This is a genomic window from Bythopirellula polymerisocia, assembly GCF_007860015.1.
GTDB classification, from domain to species: domain Bacteria; phylum Planctomycetota; class Planctomycetia; order Pirellulales; family Lacipirellulaceae; genus Bythopirellula; species Bythopirellula polymerisocia.
In genome coordinates this window covers 801,476-818,070 of record NZ_SJPS01000003.1, presented here as the reverse complement: position 1 = coordinate 818,070, position 16,595 = coordinate 801,476, and the positions used below count along the sequence as shown (strand labels likewise).

Sequence of the window (16,595 nt, the reverse complement as noted above, 5' to 3'; positions counted from 1 at the left end):
GCCCAACGTACCATAGAAAAACTAACCGAACTCTGTGGAAGAGTTCTCGATCTATTCACCGAACATGAATGCCGAAACTACCTCCGACATTGCGGATACCGCTACAAATAAACGTTGACGAGACTAAACGTGTGTACGACGCCGTGGACGCCGACGATGGCTTCCGCGTACTCGCAGATCGGCTCTGGCCACGCGGATTGAAGAAGGAAGACGCGCACGTCGACCTTTGGGCGAAAGAATTGGCCCCGTCGACAGAGCTACGGAAATGGTTTAACCACAAGGCGGAAAAGTTCACCGAGTTTCGCGAAAAGTATCTTGCCGAACTCGCGGACAAACAGAATACCGTTGCGAAAATCGTCGAATTGGCCGACAGTCGCCGGGTCACACTACTCTTTGCCGCTCGAGATCCTGCCTGCAATCATGCCATCGTGTTGCGAGAGGTTTTGCTTGCATCGCTTTAGCATCGCCATGTTTGCTACTTCAGAATTTGGGACTGAGTTGTCGAGTAAAGCATAACGGGCCAAACCGCTTTCCCCAAACTTCCTGACTCCTCTCGGTTTCATCGACTGCAGCTACTAGCGGCAGCCCTGGCTAAGTACAGCGGTTAGGAACGCCGCCGCTGGAAACGGCTAGCTTCACAACCTGCGTCATAGTTTCACGCCGGTGCAGGTTCGCTAACTAGTCTTCGTGTGGAAGTTAGGGATATCTCCCGCTCTGAGAAGTTCATCCAGTGATCCGGGTGGGTAAAGTTTTCGATTGAATTTACGTGAGATTGTTTGTCGAGCGTCGGCGACAATGATGATGTAGGACAATCACGCTGAAAGTCATCATCAAGGCCCCTGAGGCGGGCTCCGGGACTGCACGAAATGTGATAGATGCAAACGCAGCATCGATGATTTCGCTATCAGTACCTGACGCGAAGGCATTTACACTCGTGGATAGCCTGTAACTTCCGGCTGGCAGTAGCCACTCATCGATAAGTTCCAAGGGGGCGGCATCCGAGATGCGACTAAGGAACACGCCTATTGGCGGGTCCAAAATGGACAATATGTGCTCAGTGTTTGTCGTGAAATCGATCATCGCGGACGCAGTAACGCTAGAGGTCAAAGTTCCAACTGCGGACGCGAGTGCGTCAAGTTGCACATACAGTTCCTGGCTCAGACCGGCATGAGTAAACTCAGCTTGCACGACGCCCGACGCGAGGTAGTCCTCCGCAAGGCCGATGTTAAACGTACTGATGGCGTTGTAAAAACCAAATTCGGTCTCCGAGAAGGAATCAGATTTTCCGCCTGAGGTCGCCTCGCTCTCCAGCAAAACGGAATCGATAGTGACGGATCCAATCGCCGTTTGGGACGCCTGGCCGACCGGAACGAATAAGCTTACTATTGCTAGCAGGGTTAGGCGGCTACACCAATGCATAGTGGCGTTCTCAAGAGATATGAATGCGGTTGCAGATCCCTGCCCAATTGTACACTCCGCTTCATTAGATTCCTAATCAAATCTCCGCCGGAAACTGGATTCCCGAACCTGCCTCAGCTTCATCATCCTGAGCAGTTTCGCCCCACCCGCAAAGTCCGGCGGCTTTATTTATGCTTCTATAATTTCTGCCGCAAGCATGAGATAATCAAACTGACCCCGGCAACGGGTAGCGGGTTGGCTGATAAGCAATGGACGATTCTTGAACTCCTGGAGCGATTAATGTAGCCCGTGAAATTCAGCATAAAGACTCTGCTGTTGCTTTACATACCAGTTGCAATCATATTCGCATGGCAAATCAGCGTCCGGTTGCTCCTTGGGATAACGGTGTCTTGGTTGTTGCTACAGATGGCTCAAAGCACTTTCAAAAAGAGGCTGTGGTAGGAGAGGAATAGAATTGTCTACAGTACCCCAAGTTTGGCGAAACTCTCTTTTGCTGAGCTAGCGACACCTGCCAGCGGTCTCTCTGCGGTCACAACTGCTGACATCAGAATGACCACTTTCTAACCAATCGTAACCAGTGGCGGCGGCCACATCTGCTCACTCAAACTGCCTTCCGCAAAGTACCGAGAGGTTGTATCGACCGCCGCCACTTACGGCAGCTCCTGCTAAGTACCTCGGTTCGGCACGCCGACGTGTCGTAGCCAACCACTGTTTTGCCTTAATTGGACAATGAATGTTAAGTGCCGCGGCATTCTACGAGTGCGCGCTGACCGCAAGATTTTCTCGATTACGTCCCAGAGTAACCGTCCCATTGTCGCGGGAAATTGCCAGAGCAGCAGAGGGCTGGAGTCAACACAATTACCGGCACCCTCCACCTAACTTTGTGCTTTTCGCCCGTGGCATCCACTTCTTGTCGGGATCAAGCTTCAACGATTACAAACGTACGCTTAATCCAGATGAGCCTAGACTTGCACGCGACTGAAAGAAGGGCTGAGAGGAAGATGTTGGGTTGGGTTTCCATTGTGATACTAACGATTCAAGTTTTCGTAGCCTGCGAAAATTATTGGAACAGGAGTTCACAGAGATAACGGAGAAGAGAATAAGATTTGGGAGCACTGATTATCACTAATTTGCACTAATGAAATCAGCGAAGATTAGTGTTCCTCTCAACAATCCCTATTTTCACTCAGTTATCTCCGGTTCCTCATGTTCAATACTGGCTTTGATTTTGGTTGCGGCCACAGGCCGCGCTGGGTTTCGTGGCTTCACTAGTGGTAGACACTACATCCATGCATGAGTAAGCTGGGGAAAATAGGCAAGGCGTATTTCTGCCCTGGATATTGATCTCCCCCTCTGAATGGCAACCTGCAATACGCCATCTTCCACTGTATTTCTTCCCCGAGAGTGTCACCGATGAAATCAAGTGCTCGCGCTATAAGTTTTGTATTTTTCCTATTCTCGATGGTCTTGCTTTTGGCGGGGCCGGTGTCTGCGGACGATCAAAAGAATAAGAGTAAGTCAGAGAAATCCACGAGTGACGAAACCGAGGACAAGGACAAAGACAAGGATAAACTCGTCAGTACTCAGCACACAACTACCATCGATGGCAAGGAAATCAAATACACCGCCACGGCTGGCAAGTTGGTCATGAAGGACGACGAGGGAAAGCCTAAAGCACACATCTTTTTCGTTGCCTACACCAAAGATGGGGTGAACGACCTTGGTAAACGGCCAATCACTTTTGCCTTCAACGGGGGTCCAGGTTCGTCGTCGGTGTGGTTGCACCTCGGGATACTTGGTCCAAAACGGATTGAAATACCAGATGATGGTTCTGTTCTCGATCCTCCATATACACTGACTTCGAATCCCCATTCCTTGTTAGACATCACCGATCTGGTGTTCATTGATCCGGTCAGCACCGGCTACAGCCGCCCAGTTAAAGGAGAAGACAAAGGCCAATTTCACGGCTATTCGCAGGATATTCGCAGTGTCGGTCAGTTTATCCATGAGTATCTCAGTAAGAATAACCGATGGCGTTCGGAGAAGTTTTTGTTGGGGGAGAGCTACGGCGGACTTCGCTCGGCTGGGTTGGCCAATCACCTCTTCAATCGCTACCGCGTGCCACTCTCAGGTATCGTGATGATCTCGCCTGCGTTGAACTTTTTGACTCTTGATTTCGAGCCTGGCAACGACTTGCCTTACTTTCTGTTCGTTCCAACCTATGCGGCGACGGCTTGGTATCACGGAGCATTGCCAGGGGACCTTCAAGCGTTGCCGTTGGATGAAGTCGTTCGCCAGGCAACTGAGTTTGCGACCAGCGAATATGCATTGGCTCTGTTGAAAGGGCATTCATTAGGATCAGCGGAGCACAAAGCCGTTTCCGAAAAGCTTTCGCGCTACACAGGGCTGTCACGTGAATTCGTCGAGTCAGCCAATTTGAGAATTTCTATGCAACGATTTGCCAAAGAACTTCTGCGCGGACGGAGCCAAACAATCGGACGCTACGACAGCCGATACACCGGTATCGACAGCGATAATGCCGGTGAAACCCCCGACTTCGATCCCAGTGGTGCAAAGCTTTTCGGTCCCTTTGCAGTCACTATTAACGATTATCTGCGCAACGACTTGAAGTTCGACGACGAACGCGTGTATGAGATTCTTACAGGCAACGTCCAGCCTTGGCCTTTCGCAGGGGCTGGCATGGGAGACTCGCCCGATGGTTCCGTTCCGCTGCGACAGGTGATGGCTGCCAATCCGCGGATGAAAGTCTTTTTCGCCTGCGGATACTACGACCTGGCAACGCCCGTGGAGACGGTTGAATATAGTGTCGATCACATGCGATTGCCCGTCGAACTACAGAAAAACCTGGCCTTCGGCTACTACGAAGGAGGCCACATGATGTATGTGCACGAGCCTTCGGCAAAAAAATTACGCAGCGACCTCGCGGAGTTTTACAAATCCGCACTCAGTCCTAGTAAAGACAAGTAGTTGTATTTCGATATAGGAGTCGTCCTGCGCAAGTGGTTTGGCCCCAAAAATGCGCGAGCCTATGGCTAGATGTCCTGTCCTCTAGTGAACAGCCGATTCCTTGGCTGGCTCGCAAGAATTTTGATCAAAGTTTATACTGCGGGAATCGCAGCGGTCTTGCAGAAATGTTTTAGAAAGGAGCGATCCATGTGTCGATGTTTGTTCTCCGGTATCTTCTTGCTGGCATTGATACCATTGGCTTTTGCCCATGCTACGACCGATTCCCAAGAGGCACCGGCTTCTGAAGACGAGGCCCAAGTAGGCTCAAACCTCTACCAAGGTTTCACCGGCTACAACCGCAAGATTACGACCAACTCCGAAGAGGCTCAGCGGTGGTTCGATCAAGGGATTCAACTACTCTATGGATTCAACCACGACGAGGCAATTCGTTCCTTCGAAAAAGCTGCCGAACTTGATCCTTCATGTGCGATGGCTTGGTGGGGATCCGCCTATGCACGGGGCCTTCACATTAACAACCCAGAAATGGGTGAGGAGCAGAGTCGGTTGGCCTACGAAGCAGCACAAAAAGCCGTTGCTGCGCTCGATACTGAGACGCCGGTTGAGCAGGCCTTGGTGCGAGCAGTTGAGAAGCGGTATGCCTGGCCAGTGCCAGAAGATCGTCAGCCACTCGACCAGCACTATGCCGACGCCATGGAGCTCGTGTGGCATCAGTTTCCTGACGATCCTGACGTCGGCGCCTTGTTTGCCGAGTCGCTGATGAATCTACAACCGTGGGACCTGTGGACCGCCGACGAAGTACCAAAGGGACGCACTTTAGAGATCCTGGCTGTGCTAGAAAGAACTTTGGCCAAGTCGCCGCATCATCCTGGTGCGAACCACTTCTTTATTCATGCGATCGAGGCTTCTCCTTGGCCCGAGAAGGGACTCCCTTCAGCGGAGCGCCTGAAGGCATTAGTGCCTGGGTCGGGGCATCTGGTCCACATGCCGTCGCACATATTTATACGAACGGGTCGGTACGCAGATGCGACCGCAGCGAACGAGCGGGCCATTAGCGCTGACGAAAGGTATTTCTCACTAGCTCCGCCGCCCGATTTCTACAGTATCTACTTTCTGCACAACATCCATTTCCTGGCCTATGCTGCGATGATGGAGGGACGTTACGAGATAGCGATGGACGCGGCGCGAAAGATTGAAAAGGATGTGCCGCCAGAATTTTTGCGGGAATACGTCACTCTGGCGGATGGTTTCATGACGACTCCGTTGCATGTGATGATCCGCTTTGGCAAATGGAACGATATCCTCGCTGAGCCTGAACCACCCGAGTGGCGACTGTTCAGTCGTGCCGAGCGGCATTTCGCGCGAAGTGTAGCGTACTCAGCACTTGGGAAAACTTTAGAGGCACAGCAAGAAATCGAGCTGCTCGATCAGGTTGCCGCCGACATAACCGACGAGTGGGAAATGGGCAACAACTCGGCCCAGGAAGTTCTTGCCGTCGCCCGCAAGATGGCTGCTGGGGAACTGGCCTATCGCAAGGGGGATCACGAGCAGGCTTTCACGTTGTTGCGGGAAGCAGTCGAGATGGAAGAAGCCCTCAGCTACGATGAGCCACCAGGCTGGATGCAGCCTGTCCGACACGCCTTGGGTGCACTGCTGTTGGCCGAAGAACATCTCGCCGAGGCCGAGGAGGTTTATCGAGCCGACCTTGAGCGTCACCCCAATAATTCCTGGTCTCTGCTAGGACTTCAGCAAGCCCTCCATGAGCAAGGAGAACTCGAGGAAGCCGAGTCGCTTGAGGCAAAGGTCAAGGAGGCATGGAAGCATGCGGACGTGTCCCCGGTTGCGAGCTGCTATTGTCATCCTGATGCGCTTAAACAAGATGGGGAAGCTTGCTGCACTGAGGTAGAAGAAAAGTAGTATTTAACCTCTTTAACCCTACCAGCCGGCCTGGCAGCCTGGGCATGGCGGTGACAAAGCTGTCGAAATTCTAGAGGACCTGGTGCATAGTCTACGTCCAACAGGCTGATTAAGCTATTCGACCAATCCGTAGGTGCCGATTAGAATAGAGTCTCAGTCGCTTCGTTCGACATTTCGGAACAGCCCTCAGTAAAGTCGATGGTTCACCCAGGCACACTTTTTCGGTTCTCGCGCTCCAACTCCGCTTCGACGTGGCTGAGACCTGCGCTTTGGTGCGCCATGATTGTGTTGGTATGGTCTTCTACGATCTCATTGCACGGCATCACAATCGAAATTCGGCGAATGTGTGATCATGGTGGCACGTGCGAAGCAGGCGATTTCTTCTTTGACCATCCCGAGGCTCTCGATGCCCTCCGATTTGCCACAAGGGCGTTCGAACCATTTTCCGATACATTGCTTGCAATTCCCTCCACTCCGGGATGGACTGCAACATTTGAAAATCCTGATAATGGGATAGAGACAATTCAGCTCCAGAATCTGTCGGTTCCTGCGAACACGCTCATTCTCTATGCAGGCGGCTACGACATGCCCGGAAATCAAGTGGGCGAAGCAGGCCCTGGTAAGACACCAGCCTTTACACTTAACCGCGGTTCAGGAGTTGTCACCGGACCAACTGCGAACGACTTTACTCCCTGGGGAGGTTCAATCGCGTTTGACACGCTGGACAATGGCGCTCCCCGGAACTGGCATTTCGACGTTGATACATTGCCCGCTCCGGGGGAGATTGATTTTCTGACGATTGCGTTTCATGAGCTGTCGCATGCCTTTGGATTCGGCACGGCGCCTTCCTTCGACAATCTGAACTCTAGCGGTCAATTTCAGGGTGCTGCCACGATTCAGTTAGCACAGTCGACGGTGTCTTTGGCCGCTGATGGCAATCACTGGGCCAGCGGAACAACGAGCCCCCCTTATGCTGATCCCCCTTTGTCTGCGTTGACCGCTTCACTCGTATTGGGTCGCCGCAGAGTTCTTACGCCTCTGGACTACGCTGCTTTGGCAGATCTCGGTTGGCAGGTTCCTGACAAACTCCTGGGATTGCTTGGCGACATCGATGACGACGGCAATATCGACGGCCGCGATTTTCTGCGTTGGCAGCGTTCCGTAGGCAACACAGGCGTTGGCTTGCTGGAGGATGCGGATGGAAGCCTGGAAGTGGACGATTATGACTTGTGGCTCTGGCAGACCAACTATGGCCGGAAGACGACATCCAATAGTTCGTTCGCAGCCGTTCCAGAGCCCTGTACGATTCCTTTACTCTTCTTGAGCGGAATATCAATACTCAGGTGCAGGCCACTAAGGCAAATATCTCGATACAGGTAGACAAAGGATCAAAATCCTTGGCATCCTCATAATCCCACCTGGTATTTCGTTTCGCACGGCGATTTTGACGGTTAGAGTCTCAGAAGCAAGGGACTTTGGCTTCCAAGAAGCTATTGCCTACCGCTTTGAGTAACCTATTTTTTGTCATCGAGGTAAACACCTCGCATGGATTAGGGTGTAGCAAACACTATCAGGGTGATAGTGCTCAAGCGATTACAAAGATTATCAACATTTGATTGCCAGGAGTTTATTGAACTATGTTGTTGCCGCTAGGTGTATCGCTAAATTATGTTTTGTTGGATGCTTCGCTCGCGCTCACTGCCTTTGTCGTGGGATTTATCGGAGCTTACTTTTTTACAAGCCATCGATCTTCAACAGGTAACCCCCTGCAGCCTGCCGTTCCGGTGATCGATCCGCTCGATGCAGAACGCAATGTGATGGCGGCCCAGCAATTAAAGGACTTGACCACGAACGTGGCGTCCGACGTTGGTGCCCACAGTCAATTCGTGAGTGGCATTTCCGCTCAGTTAGGATCCTTGGATAAGAATGCTTCGGACCACAGCGATCTTATTGCAGAGGCCTTGCGGCAAATCATGTCGGCCAACGACAAACTACAAACACGTTTGGAAGATGCCGAGAGCAAGATCAAAACGCAAGCGGAAGAACTGAAAACTACCCAGACTCAAGCCAAGACCGATTCCTTAACCAAGCTGGCAAATCGTGGTGCCTTCGACGAGGCGCTGGCAAAGGGGATGGACGAATATCGCAATCAAGGCCGCCCGATGAGTTTGCTGCTCTTCGACGTCGATCATTTCAAAAAATTCAACGACACGCATGGACACCAGGCAGGAGATGAGGTGTTGCGAAACGTCGCCGCTACTTTGAAGAAATGCGCCAAATCTTCTGACCTTGCCTGCCGCTATGGCGGCGAAGAATTTGCTTTGGTCATGCCGAATACGACAGTCAAACAGGCAAGCATCGCGGCCGAACGGATCCGGTTGGCACTTGAGGCGATGAAGATCGACTTTGAAGGAAAGTCGCTCAACGTGACAGCCAGCATCGGCGTTGCCGAGACAGGCCGACAAGACGATATTGCCAGCACGATTCGCCGCTCTGACGAAGCCATTTACAGTGCCAAGAGTGCAGGTCGCAACCGCAGTTACTGGCATGATGGGACAACGTGTTTGCCGATTAGTGCACCCGAAACGGATCAGAAATCTCCGGCCGATCGAAATTTTGCCATGGATCACAAGCACGCCGACTTGCCAGACCGAGCAGCATTTGCGACGGAGCTTCAAAGAAGGATTTCTGAGAGCCACCGCACGGGAGCCGACCTTTCGGTCATGTATCTGAAAACGATCGGCTTTGGTTCGCTGGAGCGTGATTACGGTGTCGCGGTCACGGAACTCGTATTGGACAGCGTGGGCCAGTTCATTGGCACAAGACTCCGTGAGATGGACTTGTTAGGCCGACTTGAGCGAGGCGAGTTTATCGTCATGTTACCTGGTAGTTCGAAACGTGAGGCCACGATTGTTGGCAATCGAGTACGAACCGCCTTGGCCAACTGCCCAATTCCTTTGGGTACCACGCAACTCACGTTGCAACTTAAACAGTCCGTCACAAATGTCGCGTCGACTGATACCTCCGACATCATGATTGATCGGGTGACTGAAGGTTTGGGGGTTGCGCAAAAAACCCTTGCGATGAGCTGAGTCGACTCACTGGTTTGGAGGTTGGGTGGTATTGCTCTCGGCAGTGATGTTAGGATGGACGTTGCTTTGACTCCACGCTAGCAAGGCTCCCCATATAGGCGGGCTTAGCATCGCACTGTCCAGGAGACCCAATATCGTGGCTGAGAATTCAGGTCCATCTCTCCGACTCCATTTCAGTTTGCGAAATCTATTCACAGTAATGACAACCGTGGCAGTGCTGTGTGGCGTTGCAGCGCTGCTGCCTGTGGCCTTGACGCAGCTGGTCATCGGTGCGATCTGGATCGTGGCAGCCAGCGTACTTTTCACCGGCCTGTTCTTTGGCGAGGGAGATGAACGGGCTTTTTGCATAGGTGCCACCGTCGCTCTCTCTTCCATGTGGACTGGGCCCGGTGGGCGTTTCATGATGGGAGTTCACTCGATCTTTGACCTCCTATTTGGCTCCTTAAGCCTTCCTCAGTCGGTCACCCTCTGGTTTGATTTGGGGGTGCATGTCTTATTGGTTCTGGCAAATGGCTGGCTGTGCATTCGCGCTCGTGCTTGGTTCCAACGGAACAGAATGGCTTCCGACGGGGCAAATTCTGGCGAAAAGACAGGGTAGGGGGTCGCGATTCCACCTAACCTTTGAGATTCTCGCCAGAAGGGTTTACCTGCCCCTTGCACAATTGCCGAACATCTCTAGAATTCGCGTTCCTCCTGAGCTTCTGAGCTTTGGGAGGGAAAACAATTTGTGGCGAATTACCCCTTTGACAGGTTGGTCGCAGTTGTTATGATTTGAAGTTCCCCCTGAAGTGGATGAGAGTCCCTGGAGCGGTGCTCCTGGGACTCCTGCCCACTTGGCGGAGCCCAGTTCATGCCGGGCAAAGTTGGGGAGGCAGGATGGCCGTTAGGGCCACGGTCGGATTGATGGTTTCCATGCAAGATTTCTTGTTGGGGGGCCTGAGATCTGCCGCGAGTTCTTTGACAATTTGGTGAAATTAATATTGTAAGAGTGGCATCTGAAATTCGTTCAGGCCCGCTCGGCAACAACCATGCTCTTGCAGAGGGTGTGTTGGGGTCGGGCATTAAAAAGGGTCAGATCGAATCTCCTTTGCTCTTTAGATTACAAGAATCAATCGAGCGTTACTCAACCAGACGCACAGCATTTCGCTTTAGACAAGCGTGCATTTGCACGCAAACCCCATGCGAAATGAATGCGGGCTGGTTTAATAGCACCATTTATTTGATTTCTAGGCGAGCAGGGTCGTTCTGGACCCCGTTCAACAAGAGCGTTAGATAAATGTGGCCAAGCTATTAAGGGCGTATGGGGGATGTCTTGGCATCAGGAGGCGATGAAGGGCGTGGAAGTCTGCGAAAAGCTCGGGGGAGTTGACAAACAAATGTTGATCCCGGGATTCCCGAATTGGCGTGTAGTGAATTCATAGCTACACGTGGCGAACGTGGGGAACTGAAACATCTAAGTACCCACAGGAGTAGAAAGAAAAATCGATTTCGTCAGTAGCGGCGAGCGAACGCGAAACAGCCCAAACCGCGAGGGTTTCCCTTGCGGGGTTGTAGGGCCTTTCAAATGAGAGTCACAAAATTGCTTGCTAGTAGAATCCTTTGGAAAGAGGAACCGTAGAGGGTGACAGTCCCGTACACGAAAGCGAGCGATCTCTCGAAGGGTACCTGAGTAGGTCGGATCACGTGAAACTCCGACTGAATCTACGGGGACCATCCCGTAAGGCTAAATACTCCCTGATGACCGATAGTGAACTCAGTATGGCGACTGAAAGATGAGAAGAACCCCTTTTAGGGGAGGAATGTGAACCTGAAACCATACGCTTACAAGCGGTCGGAGCCCTATGGCCTTTCGAGGCAATGGGTGACGGCGTGCCTTTTGCATAATGATCCGGCGAGTTACCGTTTGCGGCTTGGTTAAGGCCTTCCGGGCCGAAGCCTCAGGGAAACCAAGTCTGAATAGGGCGACATATGTCGCGGGCGGTAGACGCGAAGCCAGGTGAACTACCCATGAGCAGGTTGAAGAGCGGGTTAAACCGCTTGGAGGACCGAACCCACTTGGGTTGAAAACCGAGGGGATGACTTGTGGGGAGGAGTGAAAGTCTAATCAAACCTGGAGATAGCTCGTTCTCTCCGAAATAGCTTTAGGGCTAGCCTTGATCCACTACGCAGTGGGGGTAGAGATACTGATTTGGTTTGGGGCCCTTCCCGGGGTACCCTGCTGAACCAAACTCCGAATACCACTGCGACTATATCAGGAGTCAGTCCGCGAGGGATAAGCTTCGCGGTCGAGAGGGAAACAACCCAGACTATCTGCTAAGGTCCCGAAGTAATACTCAGTCACTAAGGAAGTTGAATTGCAGTGACAGCCAGGATGTTGGCTTAGAAGCAGCCACCATTTAAAAAGTGCGTAACAGCTTACTGGTCGAGCAATTCTGCGCCGATAATGAACGGGAGTAAGTATTACACCGAAGCAGTAGAATCATGGATTCTACGGATGAAATGATTGGTAGGAGAGCGCTGTAGACCAGATACAAGCGGTACCGTAAGGAGCCGTGTCGGGGTCTACAGGTGCTTATGCCGGAATGAGTAACGATAAGGCAGGTGAGAATCCTGCCCGCCGAAAGCCTAAGGTTTCCTGGGGAAGGTAATTCCGCCCAGGGTTAGCCGGTTCCTAAGGCGAGGCCGAAAGGCGTAGCCGATGGACAGCAGGTCAATATTCCTGCGCTATCGAAGTGGACCGATGGAGGGACGGTATCCGAAAAGTGAGCGGTACGATTAGAAACGTCCGTGGATCCTCGCAAGGTGGTAGATAGGTAAATCCGTCTACGTAAACCAAGCGGGGGGACCGAGCGCATTTATGTTCGCGAAGTCATTGGCAGGATATCCAAGAAAAGCTTCTCAGGGTTGAAGCTTCGATAACCGTACTAAAACTGACACAGGTAGGCGAGACGAGTAGTCTAAGGCGCTCGGGAGAACACTGGTTAAGGAACTCTGCAAAATGACCCCGTACGTTCGCAATAAGGGGTGCCCTGGGTGGTGCAAGCTGCTCGGGGCCACAGTAAATCGATTCCTCCGACTGTTTATCAAAAACACAGGTCTCTGCTAACACGCAAGTGGATGTATAGAGACTGACGCCTGCCCGGTGTTGGTAGGTTAAGGAAGAGGGTTAGCAGTATTTATATTGTGAAGCTCACGACCGAAGCCCCAATAAACGGCGGCCGTAACTATGACGGTCCTAAGGTAGCGAAGTTCCTTGTCGGGTAAGTTCCGACGTGCATGAAAGGCGTAACGAGAGGAATACTGTCTCAACCAGTGACCCGGTGAAATTGTAGTCGTGGTGAAGATGCCACGTTCCCGCAGCTAGACGGAAAGACCCCGTGAACCTTTACTGTAGGCTGATATTGGGCTCGTGTATTGACTGTGTAGGATAGGTGGGAGACTTTGAACTCCGGTCGCCAGATCGGAGGGAGTCATTGGTGAAATACCACCCTTTTAATGCATAAGTTCTAACGTTGATTCCCGTGAAACCGGGCAACGGACAGTGTCAGTTGGGCAGTTTGACTGGGGCGGTCTCCTCCTAAAGAGTAACGGAGGAGCCCAATTGGTACACTCAGCCTGGTTGGCAATCAGGCATCGAGCGTAAAGGTAGAAGTGTGCTAAACTGCGAGACTCATCAGTCGAGCAGGTACGAAAGTAGGGCTTAGTGATCCGGTGGTCCCGTATGGAAGGGCCATCGCTCAACAGATAAAAGGTACTCCGGGGATAACAGGCTTATCGCTCCCGAGCGTCCATAGCGGCGGAGCGGTTTGGCACCTCGATGTCGGCTCATCACATCCTGGGGGTGGAGAAGCTCCCAAGGGTTTGGCTGTTCGCCAATGAAAGTGGTACGTGAGCTGGGTTCAGACCGTCGAGAGACAGGTCGGTCCCTATCTACTGTGGGCGTACGAAACTTGAGGAGGTTCTTCTTTAGTACGAGAGGATTTAGAAGGACGACCCTCTGGTGTTCCTGTTGTCGCGCTAGCGGCACGGCAGGGTAGCTAAGGTCGGAACGGATAAACGCTGAAAGCATATAAGCGTGAAGCCCGCTCCAAGATCAGGTTTCGTGGGCTAATAGCCGAGAGTCCCCTGAAAGACGATCAGGTTGATAGGCCGGATGTGTAAGTGCAGTAATGTATTCAGCTAACCGGTACTAATGGACGAACGCTTGGCCACATTTATCAAACGCTCTTGTGATTCCCGCTCAAGCAATGTGCTTGAACAAATCAATCGAGCGAAGGAGTTGTGAGTTTCGAATCGTGTGTTGCGATCTGTCTTTGGACATTCCGCAATCCGCAGTCCAAACTCCGCATTCAGAGCACTCTTGCAATATTTCACCAAAAAGTCATTAAGTGCGTGGTGCTTACCAGTGCCACGTACTTTTTTGGCGACCATACCGTGGTGGTCACACCTGTTCCCATTCCGAACACAGTAGTTAAGCACCCCGGGCCGATGATAGTGGGTGTACCCGCGAAAGTAGGTATCGCCAATTTTTATTTCCTTAAGCCGCTCGTTGGCTTAGCGAAACAAGACCCCGCCGGGATCCGTCCCGAGCGGGGTTTTTTTTGTTGGTCTTATAGCACCCTTGGATCAAGCGGTGGTCATCCAATACCCCTCCTTTTCGACGGTTGCCCATTTAAAACAACGTTAATGATTCAAAGTAAAGTGATCTGGGTAGTCGGAGAGGTAGCAGTAACAATATGTTCCAATCGCCACACTCCCAATGGAAGCAATTTTTTGAAAGGATTTGAATAGTGAGGTTTACCGCAGACTTCAGCGTCTTTGTAATCTTGTTCTTAACTGTATCAAACTTGCAGGCAACGACATTCGAATGGGCAATCGTTGGCAATCCTGGCAACTCTTCAGACCCGGAAACTGGCTATGGTGCCGTTGATTTCACTTACCGTCTTAGCAAGCATGAGGTGACTAACGTCCAGTACGTTGAATTCCTTAACGCAGTTGCAGCTACTGATGACAACGAACTGTATAACATTGCAATGGAGCAAGACACACTTGGAGGGATCACGCGGAGCGGCTCACCCGGCAGTTACATCTATTCAGTGAAACCAGCTGCGGTTGGCGAGGGGCCCGGCGGAGCGGACGGTTCTGACTACACATACGCTAATAAGCCAGTTATTTACATCTCTTACTTTGACGCTATGCGATTTGTCAACTGGCTTGAGAACGGACAACCCAGCGGTGTGCAGGATCTAGGAACCACTGAAGATGGGGTATATACCATCAGTGACGGAGCAAGCGAGGTGCGCAACTCCAACGCTAGATTCTTCATTCCGACTACCGATGAATGGTATAAAGCTGCCTACTACGATCAAAGAGACATTTATTACGACTATCCGATGTCAACGGACACCATACCTTACTCAAGCCTGCCCTCTGCCGACACCGGCACTTCTGCAAACTATAATGGCTACAAGTACGCCACCGGCGATTCTAGTTATTCGATGACTGACGTCGGTGCATACGAACTTTCTAGTAGCCCTTACGGCACGTTTGACCAGGGTGGCAACGTATGGGAATGGACTGAGACTAGATTTTTCGCGAATGTTCACCATGTGAGGGGAGGGAGTTGGGCGAGTGTATACAGAGTACTGAAATCTACGACCGGAGACCACGGCGGTGTTCCATCTATCGAAAGTTCAAGGGGTGGATTTCGAGTAGCAAGTATCCCTGAGCCAAGCACATTTTTGATTGGGGCTTTAATTCTGGCAGGGTTTTTGCCTAGGGGAAGACTGGGACCCCACAGCCTGGAGTAACATAGTAGATTTACGAGCCTCTTGTAGCTTGGCTGCTCTACCGGGCAGAGATTGGGGGCACTCGTCTATTCAGGCGAGGCAACACTAGCCAAAGTAACGACTTACATCATCACATGGAGCAGATTTTCAATAGCAGGCCACCGTCACTTGCTCCCTGGATAGGAGTCGCTCGATGTCTCTGAGCACCAGGCCGGATACCTCCACACCGGGGGAGAATCGTTGGCCCAAAAATCATGGTAGAATGTGGCCACTCGATTTTTGAAAATGAGGATCGCGGTCCTATCTCTCGGTATTTCGGGTGGTTGTGCTGCGCCGATCTTTGGAAATTGAACACTGAAGAAACATACTTCCAGAATCAGCCGTCCCGACGCGTTTGGGACGGCTGGCGGATGGTCCGGGCTTGAGATCCGTCGGTTTGTTGCCGGGCCATCGGTTACGCAAAGTAGTTGGGGTCTTGTCAGCGGGGAGCCGAACCATTGGGGGCACACATCTGTTCTTTGAAATCACTGTCACTCAAGTTGGCAGAAAGGAAGGAGGAAAACGTAAAGGGATGAAAAAACCGACTACACCATGGCTGTCTACTCGTAGCTTGGTGCAGTTGTCACGCCTCGGCTTGGTTTTCGGCATGCGACAGAGTAGAATGGAGTTAACGGGAGTCACTTTTTTACAGGAGAAGGCTGTCATGTCCCAGGGTATGCAATTCGGAGAGGTTCTCGAAGCCGCTGATCACCTCTCACCTGATGAACAGCAACAACTCATTGTCATATTGAATAATCGCTTAACTCAAGCTGCACGGCAAAATATCGTAAACGATGTTAAGGAAGCCGACGCAGAGTTCACTGCCGGAGAATGTCGGGTTGTGACACCGGCTGAATTGATGCGTGAGATTCAGAAATGAACCGAGAGCTTCTCCGCTCAAGTGCTTTCTTGCGCTCAGCAAGACGATTTGTTAAAAAGCACCCTGAGATTGTGAGGTCTCTCCAAAGAACATTGGAATCTCTAGCCGAGGATGCTTTTCAGCCATCTCTGAAAACTCACAAACTAAAAGGAGAATTGGCAGAATCTTGGGCGTGTAGTGCTGGCTATGATCTGAGAATCGTATTCAAGTTTTTGCAGCAAGAATCGGGCGAAGCGATCTTGCTGCAAACCATTGGGACACATGACGAAGTTTATTAGCGTTTCATCGGAGGCTAGACATCTGGTTGCCCACAACGTGATTTCGACTAGGCAGAGGCAGACGATCTGATGGGAATTCCGCCTTTAGGCCAAGACGAGAAAAATTTCTGGTCAGGAATCGCATTCTGGGTGGCCATGCGGCTTCGACAACGGTCTTCCGAACAAAGTGCTCGACTTCGTGAGTTTTTGCCGGTTT

General features: G+C 51.6%; 10 protein-coding genes and 2 rRNA genes. 11 read left to right on the top strand and 1 reads right to left on the bottom strand.

Annotation, left to right across the window (positions count from 1 at the left end; all coding sequences use genetic code 11):
- Nucleotides 1-68 precede the first annotated feature (68 nt).
- Nucleotides 69-461 (top strand): DUF488 domain-containing protein, encoded by a 393-nt coding sequence (locus Pla144_RS12795; RefSeq protein WP_146451050.1) that lies wholly within the window; start codon nucleotides 69-71, stop codon nucleotides 459-461.
- A 301-nt stretch (nucleotides 462-762) separates the two neighbouring features.
- On the opposite strand, the gene Pla144_RS12790 is transcribed toward Pla144_RS12795, so the two are convergent.
- Nucleotides 763-1,419, bottom strand: coding sequence for a hypothetical protein (locus tag Pla144_RS12790; RefSeq protein WP_146451049.1), 657 nt, complete (start codon nucleotides 1,417-1,419; stop codon nucleotides 763-765).
- A gap of 1,413 nt (nucleotides 1,420-2,832) precedes the next feature.
- Here Pla144_RS12790 and Pla144_RS12785 point away from each other — a divergent pair.
- From Pla144_RS12785 to Pla144_RS25560, 10 genes are all read left to right on the top strand, one after another.
- Complete coding sequence (locus Pla144_RS12785) at nucleotides 2,833-4,407, top strand: S10 family peptidase (protein ID WP_231936328.1); 1,575 nt, start codon at nucleotides 2,833-2,835, stop codon at nucleotides 4,405-4,407.
- A gap of 186 nt (nucleotides 4,408-4,593) precedes the next feature.
- Entirely contained in the window at nucleotides 4,594-6,321 is a 1,728-nt protein-coding gene (locus tag Pla144_RS12780) for a hypothetical protein (RefSeq protein WP_146451048.1), read from the top strand.
- A gap of 342 nt (nucleotides 6,322-6,663) precedes the next feature.
- Nucleotides 6,664-7,701: a hypothetical protein gene (locus Pla144_RS12775; protein ID WP_146451047.1), complete on the top strand. Its 1,038-nt coding sequence runs from the start codon at nucleotides 6,664-6,666 to the stop codon at nucleotides 7,699-7,701.
- Nucleotides 7,702-7,958: 257 nt separating this feature from the next.
- Nucleotides 7,959-9,413 carry a diguanylate cyclase domain-containing protein gene (locus Pla144_RS12770; protein ID WP_146451046.1) on the top strand — a complete coding sequence of 485 codons (1,455 nt, stop codon included), beginning with the start codon at nucleotides 7,959-7,961 and terminating at the stop codon, nucleotides 9,411-9,413.
- Nucleotides 9,414-9,549: 136 nt separating this feature from the next.
- Nucleotides 9,550-10,011: a hypothetical protein gene (locus tag Pla144_RS12765; protein WP_146451045.1), complete on the top strand. Its 462-nt coding sequence runs from the start codon at nucleotides 9,550-9,552 to the stop codon at nucleotides 10,009-10,011.
- A gap of 682 nt (nucleotides 10,012-10,693) precedes the next feature.
- Nucleotides 10,694-13,625: ribosomal RNA gene (locus Pla144_RS12760) — 23S ribosomal RNA — on the top strand.
- A 207-nt stretch (nucleotides 13,626-13,832) separates the two neighbouring features.
- Nucleotides 13,833-13,941 (top strand): 5S ribosomal RNA (gene rrf, locus Pla144_RS12755).
- A gap of 262 nt (nucleotides 13,942-14,203) precedes the next feature.
- Nucleotides 14,204-15,223: a formylglycine-generating enzyme family protein gene (locus Pla144_RS12750; RefSeq protein ID WP_197530648.1), complete on the top strand. Its 1,020-nt coding sequence runs from the start codon at nucleotides 14,204-14,206 to the stop codon at nucleotides 15,221-15,223.
- Between the two features lie 550 nt (nucleotides 15,224-15,773).
- A complete protein-coding gene (locus tag Pla144_RS24610) occupies nucleotides 15,774-16,121 on the top strand; it encodes a hypothetical protein (RefSeq protein ID WP_197530647.1) in 348 nt (115 codons plus the stop codon).
- Entirely contained in the window at nucleotides 16,118-16,399 is a 282-nt protein-coding gene (locus tag Pla144_RS25560; protein WP_146451043.1) for a type II toxin-antitoxin system RelE/ParE family toxin, read from the top strand. The genes Pla144_RS24610 and Pla144_RS25560 overlap by 4 nt, the downstream gene beginning before the upstream one ends.
- Nucleotides 16,400-16,595 lie beyond the last annotated feature (196 nt).